This window comes from Xanthomonas sp. DAR 35659 (assembly GCF_041242975.1).
In the GTDB taxonomy this organism is placed as follows: Bacteria; Pseudomonadota; Gammaproteobacteria; order Xanthomonadales; family Xanthomonadaceae; genus Xanthomonas_A; species Xanthomonas_A medicagonis.
Genome location: NZ_CP162488.1, coordinates 940788 through 957771 on the forward strand (window position 1 = coordinate 940788; position 16984 = coordinate 957771).

A 16984-nucleotide genomic window follows, 5' to 3' on the forward strand; every position below is an offset into this window, starting at 1 on the left:
GCGCGCCCCAGGACCCAATCCCCCGATGTTCAAGAAACTCCGCGGCATGTTCTCCAACGACCTGTCCATCGATCTGGGCACGGCCAACACCCTCATCTACGTGCGTGGCCAGGGCATCGTGCTGAACGAACCGTCGGTGGTGGCGGTGCGCCAGGACCGGGCGATCGGCGGCACCCGTTCGGTGGCCGCGGTCGGCGCCGAGGCCAAGCAGATGCTCGGCCGTACTCCCGGCCACATCACCACCATCCGCCCGATGAAGGACGGCGTCATCGCCGACTTCACCTACACCGAGGCGATGCTGAAGCATTTCATCAAGAAGGTGCACAAGTCGCGCTTCCTGCGCCCCAGCCCACGCGTGCTGGTCTGCGTGCCGGCCGGCTCCACCCAGGTGGAGCGCCGCGCGATCAAGGAATCGGCCGAGGAGGCCGGCGCCCGCGACGTGTACCTGATCGAGGAGCCGATGGCCGCGGCGATCGGCGCCGGCATGCCGGTCACCGAGGCGCGCGGCTCGATGGTCATCGACATCGGCGGCGGCACCACCGAGGTCGCGGTCATTTCGCTGAACGGCATCGTCTACTCGCAGTCGGTGCGCATCGGCGGCGACCGCTTCGACGAGTCGATCACCAACTACGTGCGCCGCAACCACGGCATGCTGATCGGCGAGGCCACCGCCGAGCGGATCAAGCTGGAGATCGGTTGCGCCTACCCGCAGTCGGAAGTGCAGGAAATGGAGATCTCCGGCCGCAACCTCGCCGAGGGCGTGCCGAAGATGATCAAGATCAACTCCAACGAGGTGCTGGAGGCGCTGCACGAGCCGCTGTCGGGCATCGTCTCGGCGGTCAAGCTGGCGCTGGAGCAGACCCCGCCGGAACTGTGCGCCGACGTCGCCGAGCGCGGCATCGTGCTGACCGGCGGCGGCGCGCTGCTGCGCGACCTGGACCGGCTGATCTCCGAGGAGACCGGCCTGCACGTGCAGGTCGCCGACGACCCGCTGACCTGCGTGGCCCGCGGCGGCGGCCGCGCGCTGGAGCTGGTGGACATGCACGGCAACGAGTTCTTCGCGCCGGAGTGAGTGTGAGGCCGGGAATCGGGAATGGGGAATGGGGAATCGAATGGCCCCTCCGCACCCGCATTGCCGGCGCAGTCTCCACCGCCTTGCCCGCGCCCCGGCCTGATCGTGCCAGGGGCGCGCTTCTGCTTTCCGATTCCCCACCCCCGATTCCCCATTCCCGGCTCTAGCCCGTGCCTCCTTACGCCGGTCCTCCCGTCACTGCCCGTCCCGGCGAAGCCGCCAGCACGCCGCGCCTGCTGGCGTACCTGGCGCTGGCGGTGGTGCTGATCGTGCTCGACGCGCAGGCCGGCTGGCTGGCCCAGCTGCGCGCCCAGACCAACCTGCTGGTGCAGCCGCTGTGGGCGCTGGCCGGGCTGCCGGGCCGGCTCGGTTCGCAGGTGCAGGAGAACGCCGCCAGCCATGCGCAGCTGGTCAAGGAAAACCGCGCGCTGCGCAACGAACTGCTGATCGCCAAGGCGCGCCTGACCCGGCTGCAGACCGCGGCGCTGGACAACGCGCAACTGCGCGAACTGCTCGGCGTGGCCGAGCGCCGCGGGCTGGACGTGCAGTTGGCGCCGATCCTGGACATCGACCTGGACCCGACCCGGCAGCGCCTGGTGCTCGACGCCGGCAGCCGCGACGGCGTGCACGTCGGCCAGGCGGTGATCGACGCCGGCGGCCTGATGGGCCAGGTGATCGAGGTCACCCCGCTGCACTCCACCGTGCTGCTGCTGACCGACCCCGACCACGCGGTGCCGGTGACGGTGGCGCGCAACGGCGTGCGCCTGATCGTCTATGGCCGTGGCGACACCCTGCAACTGCGCGACGTCCCGCTCAGCGCCGGGGTCGAGGTGGGCGACGAAATCGTCACCTCCGGCCTGGGCGGCCGTTTCCCGGCCGGCTTCCCGGTCGGCACCATCTCGGCGCTGCGCCCGGACGACACCCATGCCTTCCTGGTCGGCGACCTGAAGCCGGCGGCGAAGCTGGATCGGGGGCGGGATGTGCTGTTGTTGAAGAGCCGGGAGTGGGGAATCGGGAATCGGGAATTGGTGAAGCCGGCGTCCACGGCATCTGCGGAGGCGCCGCCCGCCGCTGCCGCGACGGCAGGTGGTCACGCTCCGGCCGCGGCGCGAGGCACGGCGCTGGCGGCTCCCCCGGCGGCGGCCGCCACGGCATCGCCGACGACCCACCCATCCAGCGCCGCGCCCACCTCGGCGCCGCCCAAGCCCGCGCGCGCGACCACCGATTCCCCATTCCCCACTCCCGATTCCCGTCCGTCTCCACAGGAGACGGACCAATGAGCCGCCTGCGCAGCAAAGGCTGGGTGCTGCCGGTCAGCGTGATCGTGGCGCTGTTGCTGGGGTTGATCCCGTTGCCGCTGCTGCTGCAGCCGCTGCGCCCGTACTTCCTGGCGTTGGTGGTGGCGTACTGGGTGATCGAGACGCCGGACAAGGTCGGGCTGGGCTTCGCCTTCGCCATCGGCGTGGTCGCCGACCTGCTGTACGGCGGCGTGCTTGGCGAGCAGGCGCTGCGGCTGGTGATCTTCAGCTTCATCCTGCAGCGCTTCCGCGCGCGCATCCGCTTCTTCCCGATGTCGCAGCAGGCGCTGGCGATCGGTGGGCTGCTGCTCAACGACCGCATCGTCGCCGCGGCCGTGCACCTGGCGGTGGGCGAGCCGCCGCTGCCGTGGAACTACTGGTGGGCGCCGCTGCTGGGCATGGCGCTGTGGCCGCCGCTGTTCGTGCTGCTGGACGCGCTGCGGCTGGGCCGGCGGAGCAAGTAGCATGGCCCTGCATCCGCGCCGCGCGCAGAAGAACCCGCATGCCGAGGCCGAGCAGTTCCGGCGCCGCGCCGCGCTGGGCTTCCTCGGCGTGCTGCTCGCGCTGGTCGGCCTGGGCGGCTGGTACTTCAAGCTGCAGGTGCTGGACCACGACATCTACGCCACGCGCTCGGACGCCAACCGCATCAAGCCGCGGCCGGTGGTGCCCGGGCGCGGCATGATCTACGACCGCAACGGGCGCCTGCTGGCCGAGAACGTGCCCGCGTTCCGGCTCGACGTGACCCCGGACAAGGTCGACGACATGGACGCGCTGCTGGCCGAACTGGGCAAGGTCATCGCGCTGTCGCCGGAGGACATCGAACGCTTCCAGGCCGCGCGCAAGGCCAGCCGCAGCTTCCGCCCGATCACGCTGAAGCTGCGCGTCAGCGAGGAGGAGCGGGCGCGCTTCGCGGTGGACCGCTGGCGTTTCCCGGGCGTGGAGCTGGAGCCGTACCTGACCCGCCACTACCCCTACGGCGACCTGTTCGCGCACATCATCGGCTACGTCGGCCGCATCGACGAGAAGGACCTGGAGACGCTGGGCGAGGGCAATGCCGCGCTGACCCACATCGGCAAGTCCGGGCTGGAGCGCTATTACGAGGAGGAGCTGCGCGGCAAGGTCGGCTACGAGCAGGTCGAGACCAACGTGCAGGGCCGCGCGATCCGCACCGTCGGCCGGGTGCCGGCGCAGTCCGGCGCCGACCTGCGCCTGTCCATCGACGCCGACCTGCAGCGCGCCATGGTCGCCGCGTTCGGCGACTACCAGGGCTCGGCCATCGCCATCGATCCGCGCACCGGCGAAATCCTGGCCATGGTCAGCCTGCCGTCCTACGACCCCAACCTGTTCGTCAACGGCATCTCCCACGCCGATTTCCAGGTGCTCAACAGCGACCCGTCGCGGCCGCAGTTCAACCGCCTGGTGCTGGGCGGCGTGGCGCCCGGCTCCACCATCAAGCCGTTCATGGGCCTGGCCGGCCTGGACAGCGGCACCCGCCGCCCGGAGGACAAGATCCTCTCCACCGGCATGTTCTACCTGCCCGGGGTCAGCCGCGGCTGGGGCGACTCGCACCGCGGCGGCCACGGCTGGACCGACCTGCGCAAGTCGATCTCGCAATCGGTCAATACGTACTACTACAAGCTCGCCATCGACATGGGCATCGGCAAGGTCGACCAGTACATGACTCGCTACGGCTTCGGCATGCCCACCGGTATCGACCTGGTCGGCGAGAGCGGCGGCATCGTGCCGTCGCCGGCCTACAAGGCCAAGAGCCGCAAGGAAGCGTGGTACCCCGGCGATACGGTCAACATCGCCATCGGCCAGGGCGACTGGAAGGTGACGCCGCTGCAACTGGTGCGCGCGGTGGCGGGCATCGCCGACGGCCAACTGCGCACGCCGCATCTGGTGATGGCGCAGCGCGGTGCGTTCGACCAGCCGTGGACGCCGGTGCCGCTGGCGCCGAGCAAGCCGATCAGCGACAACCCCGGCAATCTGCAGGCGGTGCGCGAAGGCATGATGGACACCATGCGCCCGGGCGGCAGCGGGCATGCGATCGCGGTCAGCGCGCCGTACCAGATGGCCGGCAAGACCGGCACCGCGCAGGTGGTCAGCCGCAAGGGCATCGCCGCGGTGGATCCGCGCAGCCTGCCGATGCACCTGCGCCACCGCTCGTTGTTCGAGGGCTTCGCCCCGGCCGAGCAGCCGACCATCGCCCTGGCGATCGCGGTGGAAGGCGGCGGCTACGGCGCCAGCACCGCCGCGCCGATCGCGCGCAAGATCTTCGATGCCTGGCTGCTCGGCCGGTTGCCGCCGGGCGTGGAGCCGCTGGACAGCCTGCGCGGCGCCACCGCGTTCGGCAGCCGGCTGTACTACGCCGAGGATCCGGGCTCGCGCGCCGCGGCCGACGCGGTCGCGCTGGCCGCCGGCGAGCGCCCGGTGCTGGTCGGGCCGGTCGCGGTGGATGCGGCCAGCGCGCCGCCAGCGGATGCGCCGCCGCCGATCCCCGACGAGATCCCGGACGAACGATGAAGGACTTCCTGCGCTGGCTGGCCGATCTCGGTGGCCGCTTCACCCGCACCCTGGACTGGCCGATGTGCCTGGCCCTGGCCGCGTTGATGGCGATCGGCCTGGCGGTGCTCAAGAGCGCAGGCGGCCAGGCCGGCGGCAACCACCTGATGCTGGCGCAGGGCATGCGCTTCGCCATCGGCGCGGCGGCGATGTGGGGCCTGTCGCGGGTCTCGGCGCTGCGCCTGCGCGCGTGGACGCCGCTGATCTACGCGCTGTCGATGCTGCCGCTGCTGGCGGTGTTCGTCTTGGGCACCGGCAAGTACGGGCGGCAGTGGCTGGACCTGAAGGTGTTCTACCTGCAGCCGGCCGAACTGCTGAAGATCAGCATGCCGATGATGGTGGCCTGGTACCTGCACCGCATGCCGCTGCCGCCGCGCATCCCCACCGTGCTGGTCAGCGCGGTGATCATCGGCATCCCGACCGCGCTGATCATGCTGCAGCCGGACTTCGGCACCGGCGTGCTGATCGCCGCCAGCGGCGCGTTCGTGCTGCTGCTGGCCGGGCTGCCGTGGTGGTGGGTGGGCATCGCGGTCGGCGGCGTCGCCGCGGCCGCGCCGGTGGCCTGGCTGTGGCTGCTGCGGCCCTACCAGAAGGACCGCATCATGATGTTCCTCAACCCGGAGAACGACGCGCTCGGCGCGGGCTGGAACATCATCCAGTCCAAGATCGCGATCGGCTCCGGCGGCCTGCACGGCAAGGGCTGGGGCCTGGGCTCGCAGTCGCACCTGAACTTCATCCCCGAGCAGACCACCGACTTCGCCTTTTCCGTGCTCAGCGAGGAATTCGGCTGGATCGGCGTGGCCACGGTGCTGACCCTGTACCTGGTGGTGATCGGGCGTTGCCTGTGGATCGCCGTGCAGGCGCGCGACACCTTCTCGCGGCTGCTGGCCGGCGCCACCGGCCTGGCGTTCTTCGTCTACGTGCTGGTCAACGGCGGCATGATCTCCGGACTGTTGCCGGTGGTCGGGGTGCCGATGCCGCTGATGAGCTACGGCGGCACCTCGGCGGTGTCGCTGCTGGCCGGGCTGGGCCTGGTGATGGCGGTCAAGTCGCATCGTCCGGTGCACGGCTACTAGCGACGCTGCGCAATTCCTGGAGCGGCTGGGGCGTGTCGACGCATCGGGGCCAGCCGGTCCCCGCGCCGCCCGCTGCGCGCGATCGATGGGTGACGGCCCAGGTACATCGCCAGCGCTGCCCGTCACGCTGGCTTAACGGCGAGCAAGCGCGAACGTGGCGACCGATTGCGGCGCATGTCGGCGCTGCGCACAATCCGCAACGATGCCACGCCGCGGTGCCGTTCGCGCCCCCGCGGCGAGCGCAGGATCTGTTCAGAGCGAGCCGTGCGGCGTCGACACCGCCCAGGCCGCCCGCGTCCACCAAGGGAGCCCAGCGCAGCGCAACGTGATCCGGGCCTGGCCCGTCCCGTGCCTCTGCGTCCGCCCGTTCTTCGGCAGTCCCTTGATTCCCTCGTCCGTGATTCCTGTCCGCCCGGCGCTGCCGGCATGGATGCGTTTTGATGAAATTCCCGCGTATGTGGTTGCTGGCGTGTCTGTTGCTGGGTCTGGCTGGCTATGGCATCGCGCATGTCTATTTCGCGCCCGGCATCGTGCATTGCTGCGGCTATGGCCGCGTGGTGCTGACCCAGCCGGCCGGGCCGGTGCGCGGCATGGTGATCCTGCTCGCCAACGGCAGCCCGGAGCAGCGGCGCGCGGCGGCCGCGCGCATCGCCGCCACCGGCGCGCTGGTGGCCACGGTCAATGGCGATCGCTACCAGGCGCGGCTGCAACGCGCCGGTCGCGGCTGCAGCCATGCCTGGCACGATGCCGAGCAACTGAGCCGGCGCCTGCAGCGCGACCTGCACGGCGACAGCTACTTCCTGCCGCTGCTCGCCGGTAGCGGCAGCGCGGCGACGCTGGCCGAGCGCATCGTCGGCGCGGCGCCGGCGGCGACCCTGGGCGGCGCGATCGGCGTGGCGCCGCTGCCGACCGAGGTCTGCGCCGGCACCGCGCAAGCCACCGCCGCGCAGGGCTTCGTCGACATCGCGCCCGCCGCTGCGGTGGCGACCGATACCGCGCTGGCCACGCGCGTGGCCGTGCATCTGAACGCGCCGGCCAAGGGCGGTGCGCTCGACGACCTGCCATTGACGGAACTGCCGGTGCGCACGCCCGGCGCGCCGCTGGCGATCGTGCTGTCCGGCGACGGCGGCTGGCGCGATATCGACAAGGGCATGGCCGAGGCGCTGCAGCAACGCGGGATCGCGGTGGTGGGCTGGGACAGCCTGCGCTACTTCTGGCATGCCAAGCCGCCGGCGCAGTCCAGCGCCGACCTGGGCCGGGTCATCGCTTACTACCAGCAGCGCTGGCATCCGCAGAAGATCCTGTTGGTCGGCTATTCCTTCGGCGCCACCGCGATGCCGTTCATGTACAACCGGCTGCCGCCGGCGCAGCGCGCGCAGGTCGGTCTGCTGGCACTGTTCGGCATCGAGCACAAGGCCGACTTCCAGATCCGCGTGCGCAACTGGCTGAACCTGGGCGACGCCGGCGACGCCAAGCCGGTGCTGCCGGAGATCGCGCGGATCGCGCCGGCGCAATTGCTGTGCGTGTACGGCGACAAGGAAGACGACACGGTGTGCCCGGAGCTGCGCGGCACCGGCGCGCAGATCGTCACGCTGCATGGCGGCCACCACTTCGACAAGCACCCGGCCGGTCTGGCGACGATCGTGGACACGCGCTGGCAACAGATCGCCGAACACGCGCACCGCCCCGTCGCCGTCCTCGACGACGGCCATCCCGGCGCGGCCGCGGCGCCCGCCGTGCCGCCGCAGGAAGCGGCGCACGGTATCCAGTGACGCCGACCGGCCGCACAGCGCGGCCGGAGGCGCGTGCCATCCAGGAGCGGGGCGCTGGCGCCGAATGTGCCGGCGCCGGTCGCCTGTGGGTGGCGCTGCGACGCGTGCGTTCGCGGCCCGCACGCGCACATCTGCCGCACGTTCGCTGAGCCGCTTTCGCCGCTGAGCGCGCCACGGCCGCGGCGTCGCTGGCGCGATGGGGGCGTGTGGCATGACGCCGTCGCCCGCGTCGTTGCGTCCTCGCCCGACGCGACACGGGCGCCATTCCCGATCGCATTGGACGCGGACGACCACGGCGTTCACGACCACCTGTCTCGCGCCCCAACGCGGCGGCCGCGATTGATCGCAATCAATGTGCGCGCCAGGCCGCGGGCGCATCGTGCCCGCAGTCCCCCACAGGCACGACCATGGCGTTCACCGTCGCGGTAATGAAGGAAGAACAGGCCGGCGAGCGGCGCGTGGCGATGGTGCCCGCGCTGTTGCCGAAGCTGGCCAAGCTCGGCGCGCAGTTGCGCCTGCAGGCCGGCGCCGGCAGCGCCTCGCGCCTGGACGATGCGGCCTACGCCGGCGCCACCGTCCTCGCCGATGCGCAAGAGGTCGTCGCCGGCGCCGACCTGGTGCTGGCGGTGCAGGCGCCGTCGCTGCAGACGCTGGCGGCGATGCGGCCGGGCAGCATGCTGGTCGCGATGCTGTATCCGGCCAAGGCGCCGGGCCTGCTGGACCTGTTGTGCGAACGCCGCATCACCGCGTTCGCGATGGAGACGGTGCCGCGGATCAGCCGTGCGCAGGCGCTGGACGTGCTGTCCAGCCAGGCCGCGCTGGCCGGCTATTACGCGCCGCTGCTCGGTGCGGTGCACCTGCCGCGGATCCTGCCGATGATGACCACCGCGGTCGGCTCGCTGCGCGCCGCGCGGGTACTGGTGATGGGCCTGGGCGTGGCCGGCCTGCAGGCGCTGGCGACCGCGCGTCGCCTCGGCGCGATCACCGAAGGCTACGACGTGCGTCCGGAGACGCGCGAACAGGCGCAATCGGTCGGCGCCCGCTTCGTCGACACCGGCATCGATGCGCGCGGCGAGGGCGGCTATGCGCGCGATCTCACCGACGCCGAGCGCGCCAAGGCCGCCGCGGTGCTGACCCAGCACATCCAGCAGGCCGACATGATCGTCACCACCGCCAACGTGCCCGGCCGCACCGCGCCGATCCTGATCGACCGCGCGCAGATCGCCGGCATGAAGCCCGGCGCGGTGATCGTGGACCTGGCCGCCGACAGCGGCGGCAACTGCGAGGGCAGTGTGCCCGGGCAGACCGTGGAGGTCGGGCCGGCGACCATCGTCGCCCCGTGCAACGTGCCCTCGGCGCTGGCCCAGCACGCCAGCGAGCTGTACGCGAAGAACCTGCTGAACCTGCTCGAGCTGCTGGTGCGCGATGGCGCATTGGCGCCGGACTTCGACGACGACGTCGTGGCCGGGACCGCGCTCACCCGCGATGGCCGGCGCTGCCATCCCGCGCCGCCGGCCGTCGCGCCGGCGCCCGCACCTGCCAAGGAGTCCTGAGCGATGAATCTCGATCTGTCGATGAGCTGGGTGATCGCGTTGTACGTGTTCATGCTCGCCGCATTCACCGGCTACGAAGTGATCGGCAAGGTGCCGTCGATCCTGCACACGCCGTTGATGTCCGGCTCCAATTTCATCCACGGCATCGTCGTGGTCGGCGCGATGCACGCGCTGTTCAACGCCGACAGCGTCGCCGGCCAGGCGCTCGGCTTCGTCGGCGTGCTGCTCGGCGCCGGCAACGCCGCCGGCGGCTACGTGGTCACCGACCGCATGCTGGCGATGTTCAAGCCCAGCGCCAAGCCCGTCGCGAAGGAATAGCGCCATGTTGCAACTTCTGGTGGAAATCAGCGGGTTCGCCGCCGCCCTGTTGTTCATCCTCGGCCTCAAGCGCATGTCCTCGCCGGTGACCGCGCTGCATGGCATCGTGCTGGCCGGCGTCGGCATGCTGGTCGCGGTCGCCGCCGCGTTCGGCTATCTGGCCGACCTGCAGCCGAGCGCGCGGCCGCATGCGCTGACCAATCTCGCCCTGGCGCTGGTGGCGCTGGCGCTCGGCGGCGCCTGGGCCTGGCGCAGCGGGCGCCGCGTCGCGGTGACCGCGATGCCGCAGATGGTGGCGCTGTACAACGGCATGGGCGGCGGTGCCGCGGCCGCGGTGGCGGCGGTGGCCTTGACCTCGCGCACGCCGCAACACGGCGGCCTGCATCTGGCGGTGACCGTGCTCGGCGCGCTGATCGGCGCGATCTCGTTGTCCGGCTCGGTGATCGCCTGGGCCAAGCTCGATGGGCGTATCAACAGTGCGTGGCGCTTCAAGGGCCAGAGCGCTTTCAATGCCTGCGTGTTCGTCGCGGCGCTGGTGCTCGGCGCGCTGGTGGTGGCGCAACTCGGCGGCGGCTGGGCGGCGCTGGCGTTCTTCGCCGCCGCGCTCGGCTTCGGCGTGCTGATGACCCTGCCGATCGGCGGCGCCGACATGCCGGTGGTGATCTCGCTGTACAACGCCTTCACCGGCCTGGCGGTCGGCCTGGAAGGCTTCGCGTTGCAGAACCCGGCGCTGATGATCGCCGGCATGGTGGTCGGCTCGGCCGGCACGCTGTTGACCGTGCTGATGGCCAAGGCGATGAACCGCTCGCTGGCCAACGTGCTGTTCAGCAATTTCGGCGACGGCGCGGCCGCCGCGCAGGGCGATGTGCAGGGGCGCATGACGTCCGTCGACGCCGGCGATGCGGCGGTGGCGATGCGCTACGCCTCCAGCATCATCATCGTGCCCGGCTACGGCCTGGCGGTGGCGCAGGCGCAGACGCGGCTGTACGAACTGGTCAAGTTGCTGCAGGCCGCCGACGTGGACGTGAAGTTCGCGATCCACCCGGTCGCCGGGCGCATGCCCGGGCACATGAACGTGCTGCTCGCCGAGGCCGGCGTGCCCTACGACCTGATCTTCGACATGGACGACATCAACGACAGCTTCGCCAGCACCGACGTGGCGCTGGTGATCGGCGCCAACGACGTGGTCAACCCGGCCGCGCGCAGCGACAAGGCCTCGCCGATCTACGGCATGCCGATCCTCAACGCCGACCAGGCGCGCCAGGTCTACGTGATCAAGCGTGGCCAGGGCAAGGGCTACGCCGGCGTGGAGAACCTGCTGTTCTACGGCGACAACTGCGACATGGTCTACGGCGACGCCGCCGCGGTGCTCAACCGCATGGTGCAGGCGGTCAAGGAACTGGCCGTGTGACCGAACGCTTCCCACGCCGTCGCGACGCGCCGGCGCTTCCGCACTTTCCCACGAGGGCACGACCATGGCTTATGCAACCCGCAATCCCTACACCGGCGAACTGCTCGCCAGCTTCCCCGAGGCCACCGATGCGCAGGTGCTGGCCGCGATCGGCGCGGCCGACGCCGCCTTCCAGAAGTGGAAGAAGGCGTCCTTCGCCGAGCGCGCCAAGGTCATGCACGCGGCGGCGCAGCTGCTGCGTGCCGACGTGCGCGGCTACGCGCGATTGCTGACCCTGGAAATGGGCAAGCTGATCGGCGAAGCGGAAGCCGAGGTGATCCTGTCGGCCGACATCTTCGAGTACTACGCGGTCAACGCCGAGCGCCTGCTGGCGCCGGAGACGCTGCCGGTGGCCGATCCGGCCGAGGGCCAGGCGATGGTCGTGCACGATCCGCTGGGCGTGCTGCTGGCGATCGAGCCGTGGAACTTCCCGTATTACCAGATCGCGCGGATCATCGCCCCGCAGTTGTCGGCCGGCAACACGGTGCTGCTCAAGCATGCCTCCAACGTGCCGCAGTGCGCGGCGAAGTTCGAGGCGCTGATGGCCGAAGCCGGTCTGCCCGCCGGCGCGTTCGCCAATCTCTACGCGACCCGCAGCCAGGTCGAGACCATCCTCAACGATCCGCGCGTGCATGGCGTGGCGCTGACCGGCTCGGAAGGCGCCGGCGCCATCGTCGCCGCGCAGGCGGCCAAGGCGCTGAAGAAATCGACCATGGAGCTGGGCGGCGCCGACGCGTTCGTGGTGCTGGCCGACGCGGAACTGGACAAGACGGTGAAGTGGGCGGTGTTCGGCCGCCACTGGAACGGCGGCCAGGTGTGCGTGTCGTCCAAGCGCATGATCATCGTGCGGGAGGTGTACGCCGAATTCCTGCGCCGTTACACCGACGGCGTGGCTGCGCTGAAGGCCGGCGATCCGATGGATGCGGCGACCACGCTGGCGCCGCTGTCCTCGCAGGGCGCGGCCGACGAGCTCAAGCTGCAGATCGCCGCGGCGGTCGAACATGGCGCCACCGCCACCGAGGTCGGGCCGTCGGTGCCGACGCAGGGCGCGTTCGTGCAGCCGACCATCCTGACCAACGTGACCAAGGACAACCCGGCCTACTACCAGGAGTTCTTCGGCCCGGTCTCGATGCTGTTCCAGGCGCAGGACGAGGACGACGCGGTGCGCATCGCCAACGATTCGCCGTTCGGCCTGGGCGGTTCGGTGTTCACCGCCGATACCGCGCGTGGCGTGGCGGTGGCCAAGCGCATCTCCACCGGCATGGTGTTCGTCAACCATCCGACCATGGTCAAGGCCGACCTGCCGTTCGGCGGGGTGCGCCGCTCCGGCTACGGCCGCGAACTGATCGGGCTGGGCATCAAGGAGTTCGTCAACCACAAGCTGATCGACGTGGTGGACATCGACGCGCCGTTCTGACCTCCGCCGCCATGCAGACCCGGCCGCCGGTGGGCAACCACCGGCGGCCTTGCGTTTGCGGGTGGGGAGGGGCGTGCCGCCGGCGGTCTGTCCCGCGGTCCGGCGTCCGGCGGCGGATGAATACGTCGGTACGCTTGAATCGCGGCAAAGTTCTTTTGTTTCATGGCGTTATTGGTGGAAATTCATCTGGACTCTGTTAACCTGCCGGCATGATTCGACGCTCGCTGATTTGCCTGATCACGCTTGGCCTGGTCGCATGCGCGACCCAGCCCAAGGCGCCGCCGTCGCCGCCGCAGGCCACGACGCTGCCGCAACCGCCACCGTCCGCGCCGCCGCCCGCCGGTACCGCGCCCGAAGCGGCGCCCGCGCCGCCGGTGGACCTGACCCCGGTCCCGTTCGAGATCGCGCGCGCCAACTTCGTGCGCGACACCGCGGCCAAGTACGGGTTGGACCCGGCGCAGATCGAAGCCACGCTGGCGCAGGCGCAGTTCAAGGATCCGATCGTGGCGGCGATGTCGCGCCCGGCCGAGCGGGTCAAGCCCTGGAACGAGTACCGGCCCATGTTCATCAGCCAGGCGCGCATCGACGGCGGTCGCGCGTTCCTGGCCGCGCATCGCGAGGAATTGCTGCGGGTGCAGGCGCGCACCGGCGTGCCGGCCGAGATCATCGTCGCGATCATCGGCGTGGAGACCAGCTACGGCAAGAACGCCGGCAGCTATCGCGTGCTCGACGCGCTGTACACCCTGGCATTCCGCTATCCGCGCAGCGGCGATCCGGCCAAGCTCGAGCGCGAGGTGCGTCGCGAACTGTTCTTCCGCGACGAACTGGGCCAGCTGTTCGCGCTCGGCCGCGAGGAGAACCTGGACATCACCACGCTGATCGGCAGCTACGCCGGCGCGATGGGCATGGGCCAGTTCATGCCGTCCAGCTACCGCCAGTTCGCGGTCGACGGCGATGGCGACGGCAAGCGCAATCTGTTCACCGACTACGACGACGTGTTTTCCTCGATCGCCAACTACTTCGTGAAGAAGGGCGGCTGGGTGCGCGACGGGCTGGTCGCGGTGCCGGCCACGCTGCGCCCCGGCGCCGAGGAGTTCAATCCGACCGACTGGACGCCGACCTACACCCTGGCCGACCTCGCCGCGCGCGGCTACCAACCCAGCGCACCGGTCCCGGCGGGCGCCACCGCCACGCCGATCGCGCTCGACGACGGCAGTGCCGGCAAGCAGTACTGGCTGGGCTTCCAGAATTACTACGCGATCACCCGCTACAACATTTCCAAGATGTACGCGATGGCCGTGTACCAACTGTCCCAGGCCATCGCCGGCAAGGAGCTCCCCCCGGCATGAATCCGAACGCGCTGCTCCGCATCGTCCCCGTCGTCGCCCTGCTGGCGCTGGCCGCCTGCAGCAGCGCCCCGAAGAAGACCGCCGGTGCCGGCGCCGCGCCCGGCGTCAAGGTGCAGGGCCGCGGGCCGGCGCATGTCGCCACCGGCTGCCCCTCCACCTCGCCGTATGCGCCGGCCAAGGAAGATCCGTCCAAGCGCGGCAACTACACCGCCGGCGGCCTGTACGCGCCGGGCGTGTCCGACAGCACCCCGGATTACGTGCCCAACGTCGCCTGCATCCCCGAGCCGCTGGTCACCGACGAACCGCGTTCGGCGATCGGCAACCGTTCGCCGTACACCGTGCTGGGGCGCGAATACACCGTCATCGACGACCCGCACAGCTATGTCGAGCGCGGGACCGCCTCGTACTACGGCAGCAAGTTCCATGGCCGGCTGACCTCCAACCGCGAGGTCTACGACATGTACGCGTTCACCGCCGCGCACAAGACGTTGCCGCTGCCGAGCTTCGCCCTGGTCACCAACCTGGACAACGGCGAATCGGTGGTAGTCCGGGTCAACGACCGCGGCCCGTTCCACGACGACCGGGTCATCGACCTGAGCTATGCGGCGGCGGTCAAGCTCGGCATCACCGGCAAGGGCACCGGCCGCGTCGAAGTGCGCGGGCTGACCCCGGCCGACAACGGCAACCTGCTCGCCTCCCGCCGGACCGGCAAGCAGGTCGCGGGCGGCGCCGTACTGGCGAGCGCGGGCGCGGCCAGCGCCGCGCAGACCGCGGCCGCGCGCCGCGCCACCGACATGGACAACCTGGTCAAGGCGCTGCCGGCCCGCTCGGCCACCGTCGCCACGGCCAAGACGCCCGTGACCGCATCCGCGGCCAGTGTCACGGCGGCCGCACCGACCGCCGCCGGCGCTGCCGCGACCGCGGCCACGCTGCCGGAAGGCGAGCGCTGGCGCTACCGCGTGCAGGCCGACGCCGACACCGCGGCCAATGCCGACCATTTCGACGACTGGATGAAATCGCGTGGCGTGCGCGTGGCGACCGGCAAGCCGACCAAGGTCGAGCCGCCGGCCAAGGCCAAGGCGGACACGCGCGTGGCCGCCGCGCCGGAGCCGTCGCGGCGCGCGCCTGCGCCGACCGCCACGGTCGTGGCGGCCACGGCAGCCGAGCCGACGCCCCCGGCGCCGCGCGCCGCGGCGGACAGCGCGGCCTCGCGCGGCCCGCTCGGCATCCTGCTGCAGGTGGCCAGCTTCGCCAGCCGCGAGAACGCCAACCGCGCGCTGTCGCAACTGGCCTCTGCCGGGATCGTCGGCGCCAGCGTCAGCGACATCGTTTCCGGCGGGCGCACGCTGTGGCGGCTGCGGGTGGCGGCCGAGGACCACGGCCGTGCCGCCGAACTGGCCAGCCGCATCGCCAGCCTCGGCTTCGGCCGCCCGCAGATCGTCAAGGACTGAGCGCGAGGCGCGCGCCGCGTGCCTCTGGGCGCGGCGTCCGCCGCGTCCGCACGTCGCTTAACGCCGGCTCCTGTCCGCGCGCCGCACGCGCCTGGCGCGGTGCCGGCTGGCCCTACAATGCCTCGTTTACCATCGGCCCTCGGGCCCGCCAGGAGTCGTTTTAGATGAAATTCCGCTTCGCCGTCGCTGCCGCGGCCACGTTCGCCGTCGGCCTGGTTTCCGCGCAGACCCCCGGCCCGGTGCCGGCGCCGCCTGCCGCCGCTGCCACCGCGCCTGCCGCCGTCGCGATCCCGCCGGCGCCCAAGCCGGCCGTGTCCAAGTCCTGGGTGGTGATGGACTACGCCACGGGCCAGGTGCTGGCCGGCGAGAACGAACACCAGCGCGTGGCCCCGGCCAGCATCACCAAGGTGATGACCTCCTACGTGGTCGCCGCCGAACTGAAGCTGGGCAAGATCAAGCGCGACGACCAGGTGATGCTCAGCGAGCGCGCCTGGCGCGAGGGCGGCGCCGGCACCGACGGCAGCTACAGCGGCTTCCCGGTCAACCAGACCGCGCGCCTGGAGGACATGGAAAAGGGCATGGCGGTGCAGTCGGGCAACGACGCGGCGATCGCGCTGGCCGAACACACCGCCGGCAGCGAGGAAGCCTTCGCCGCGCTGATGAACGAGTACGCGAAGAAGATCGGCATGACCGGCTCGCACTTCGTCAATGCGCATGGTCTGTCCGCCGAAGGTCATTACACCACCGCCTACGACCTGGCGCTGCTGGGCCGGGCGATGGTGCGCGACTATCCGGAAACCTACGCCTACAACAAGATCAAGGAATTCAAGGTCGGCGACATCACCCAGCCGAACCGCAACCTGCTGTTGTGGCGCGACCCGAGCGTGGACGGCATCAAGACCGGCCATACCTCCGAGGCCGGCTACTGCCTGCTCAGCTCGGCGCAGCGCGGCGACCAGCGCCTGATCGCGGTGGTGATGGGCGACAGTTCCGAGAAGCAGCGCGCCGACGATAGCCTGGCGCTGTTGAACTGGGGCTTCCGTTTCTTCGAGACCCACCGCCTGTACGAACCGGGCAAGCAGGTCGCGCAGCAGCGCGTGTGGAAGGGCACCGAGAAGGAAGTGCTGCTGGGCGTGGCGCAGCCGCTGCTGGTCGGCGTGCCGCGTGGCCGCTACAACGACCTCAAGCCGTCGATCGACGTGCCCAAGACCCTGGAAGCCCCGATCAAGCAGGGCCAGGCGATCGGCACGGTGAAGGTCTCGCTGGACGGCAAGGTGGTCGCGCAGGCGCCGCTGGTCGCGCTGAAGGCGGTCGAGGAAGCCGGCTTCTTCAAGCGCCTGTGGGATAGCTTCTGGATGTGGTGGGAAGCGGAGTGATGGGGGTTTGCCGATGACGCGCCTGCGTTGCGACGCAGGATGATTCGCTACTAAACGCCCCGCCAGGGGCGTTTTCTTTGGTATCGCGGGTTTCATGCAGTTGTTCGACGTGATCTTCCGAGACACCTACCTGAAGGGCGTATTTCCTGTTCTCGCTTGATTGGAAAGGGTCGCAATAGCTGCGATAACGCGCTTGCACTATTCATTGGCTACTCGTAGGCTTTTAAGGTGTAGTGGGCGCTAGCTGCTTTCAATCCTGACCTGCCTGGAGTCAGGGGCTGCAAGAT

The 16984-nt window shown here is 70.5% G+C and carries 13 protein-coding genes; all 13 read left to right on the forward strand.

Annotated features, from left to right (window positions below; translation table 11 throughout):
• Window positions 1-25: 25 nt before the first annotated feature.
• Entirely contained in the window at window positions 26-1072 is a 1047-nt protein-coding gene (locus tag AB3X07_RS04060) for a rod shape-determining protein (RefSeq protein WP_263112328.1), read from the forward strand.
• A gap of 170 nt (window positions 1073-1242) precedes the next feature.
• Entirely contained in the window at window positions 1243-2352 is a 1110-nt protein-coding gene (gene mreC / locus AB3X07_RS04065; RefSeq protein ID WP_369942985.1) for a rod shape-determining protein MreC, read from the forward strand.
• Window positions 2349-2834, forward strand: coding sequence for a rod shape-determining protein MreD (mreD, locus tag AB3X07_RS04070; protein ID WP_369942987.1), 486 nt, complete (start codon window positions 2349-2351; stop codon window positions 2832-2834). Before mreC ends, mreD begins: the two co-directional genes overlap by 4 nt.
• A gap of 1 nt (window position 2835) precedes the next feature.
• Window positions 2836-4896, forward strand: a complete 2061-nt coding sequence (mrdA, locus tag AB3X07_RS04075; RefSeq protein WP_369942989.1) for a penicillin-binding protein 2 — start codon at window positions 2836-2838, stop codon at window positions 4894-4896.
• Window positions 4893-6011: a rod shape-determining protein RodA gene (gene rodA / locus AB3X07_RS04080; RefSeq protein ID WP_369942991.1), complete on the forward strand. Its 1119-nt coding sequence runs from the start codon at window positions 4893-4895 to the stop codon at window positions 6009-6011. The genes mrdA and rodA overlap by 4 nt, the downstream gene beginning before the upstream one ends.
• 440 nt (window positions 6012-6451) lie before the next feature.
• A complete protein-coding gene (locus tag AB3X07_RS04085; protein ID WP_369942993.1) occupies window positions 6452-7783 on the forward strand; it encodes a virulence factor family protein in 1332 nt (443 codons plus the stop codon).
• Between the two features lie 407 nt (window positions 7784-8190).
• A complete protein-coding gene (locus AB3X07_RS04090) occupies window positions 8191-9336 on the forward strand; it encodes an NAD(P) transhydrogenase subunit alpha (RefSeq protein WP_369942995.1) in 1146 nt (381 codons plus the stop codon).
• Window positions 9337-9339: 3 nt separating this feature from the next.
• The gene (locus tag AB3X07_RS04095) at window positions 9340-9654 is read left to right on the forward strand and encodes an NAD(P) transhydrogenase subunit alpha (protein ID WP_369942996.1); all 315 of its coding nucleotides are present in this window, start codon (window positions 9340-9342) and stop codon (window positions 9652-9654) included.
• Between the two features lie 4 nt (window positions 9655-9658).
• The gene (locus tag AB3X07_RS04100; protein WP_369942998.1) at window positions 9659-11065 is read left to right on the forward strand and encodes an NAD(P)(+) transhydrogenase (Re/Si-specific) subunit beta; all 1407 of its coding nucleotides are present in this window, start codon (window positions 9659-9661) and stop codon (window positions 11063-11065) included.
• Between the two features lie 64 nt (window positions 11066-11129).
• Window positions 11130-12521 (forward strand): NAD-dependent succinate-semialdehyde dehydrogenase, encoded by a 1392-nt coding sequence (locus tag AB3X07_RS04105; protein ID WP_369943000.1) that lies wholly within the window; start codon window positions 11130-11132, stop codon window positions 12519-12521.
• Between the two features lie 209 nt (window positions 12522-12730).
• Window positions 12731-13870, forward strand: a complete 1140-nt coding sequence (gene mltB / locus AB3X07_RS04110; protein ID WP_369943002.1) for a lytic murein transglycosylase B — start codon at window positions 12731-12733, stop codon at window positions 13868-13870.
• Window positions 13867-15321: a septal ring lytic transglycosylase RlpA family protein gene (locus AB3X07_RS04115; RefSeq protein ID WP_369943004.1), complete on the forward strand. Its 1455-nt coding sequence runs from the start codon at window positions 13867-13869 to the stop codon at window positions 15319-15321. The genes mltB and AB3X07_RS04115 overlap by 4 nt, the downstream gene beginning before the upstream one ends.
• A 164-nt stretch (window positions 15322-15485) precedes the next feature.
• Window positions 15486-16697: a D-alanyl-D-alanine carboxypeptidase family protein gene (locus AB3X07_RS04120; protein ID WP_369943005.1), complete on the forward strand. Its 1212-nt coding sequence runs from the start codon at window positions 15486-15488 to the stop codon at window positions 16695-16697.
• Window positions 16698-16984: the final 287 nt, after the last annotated feature.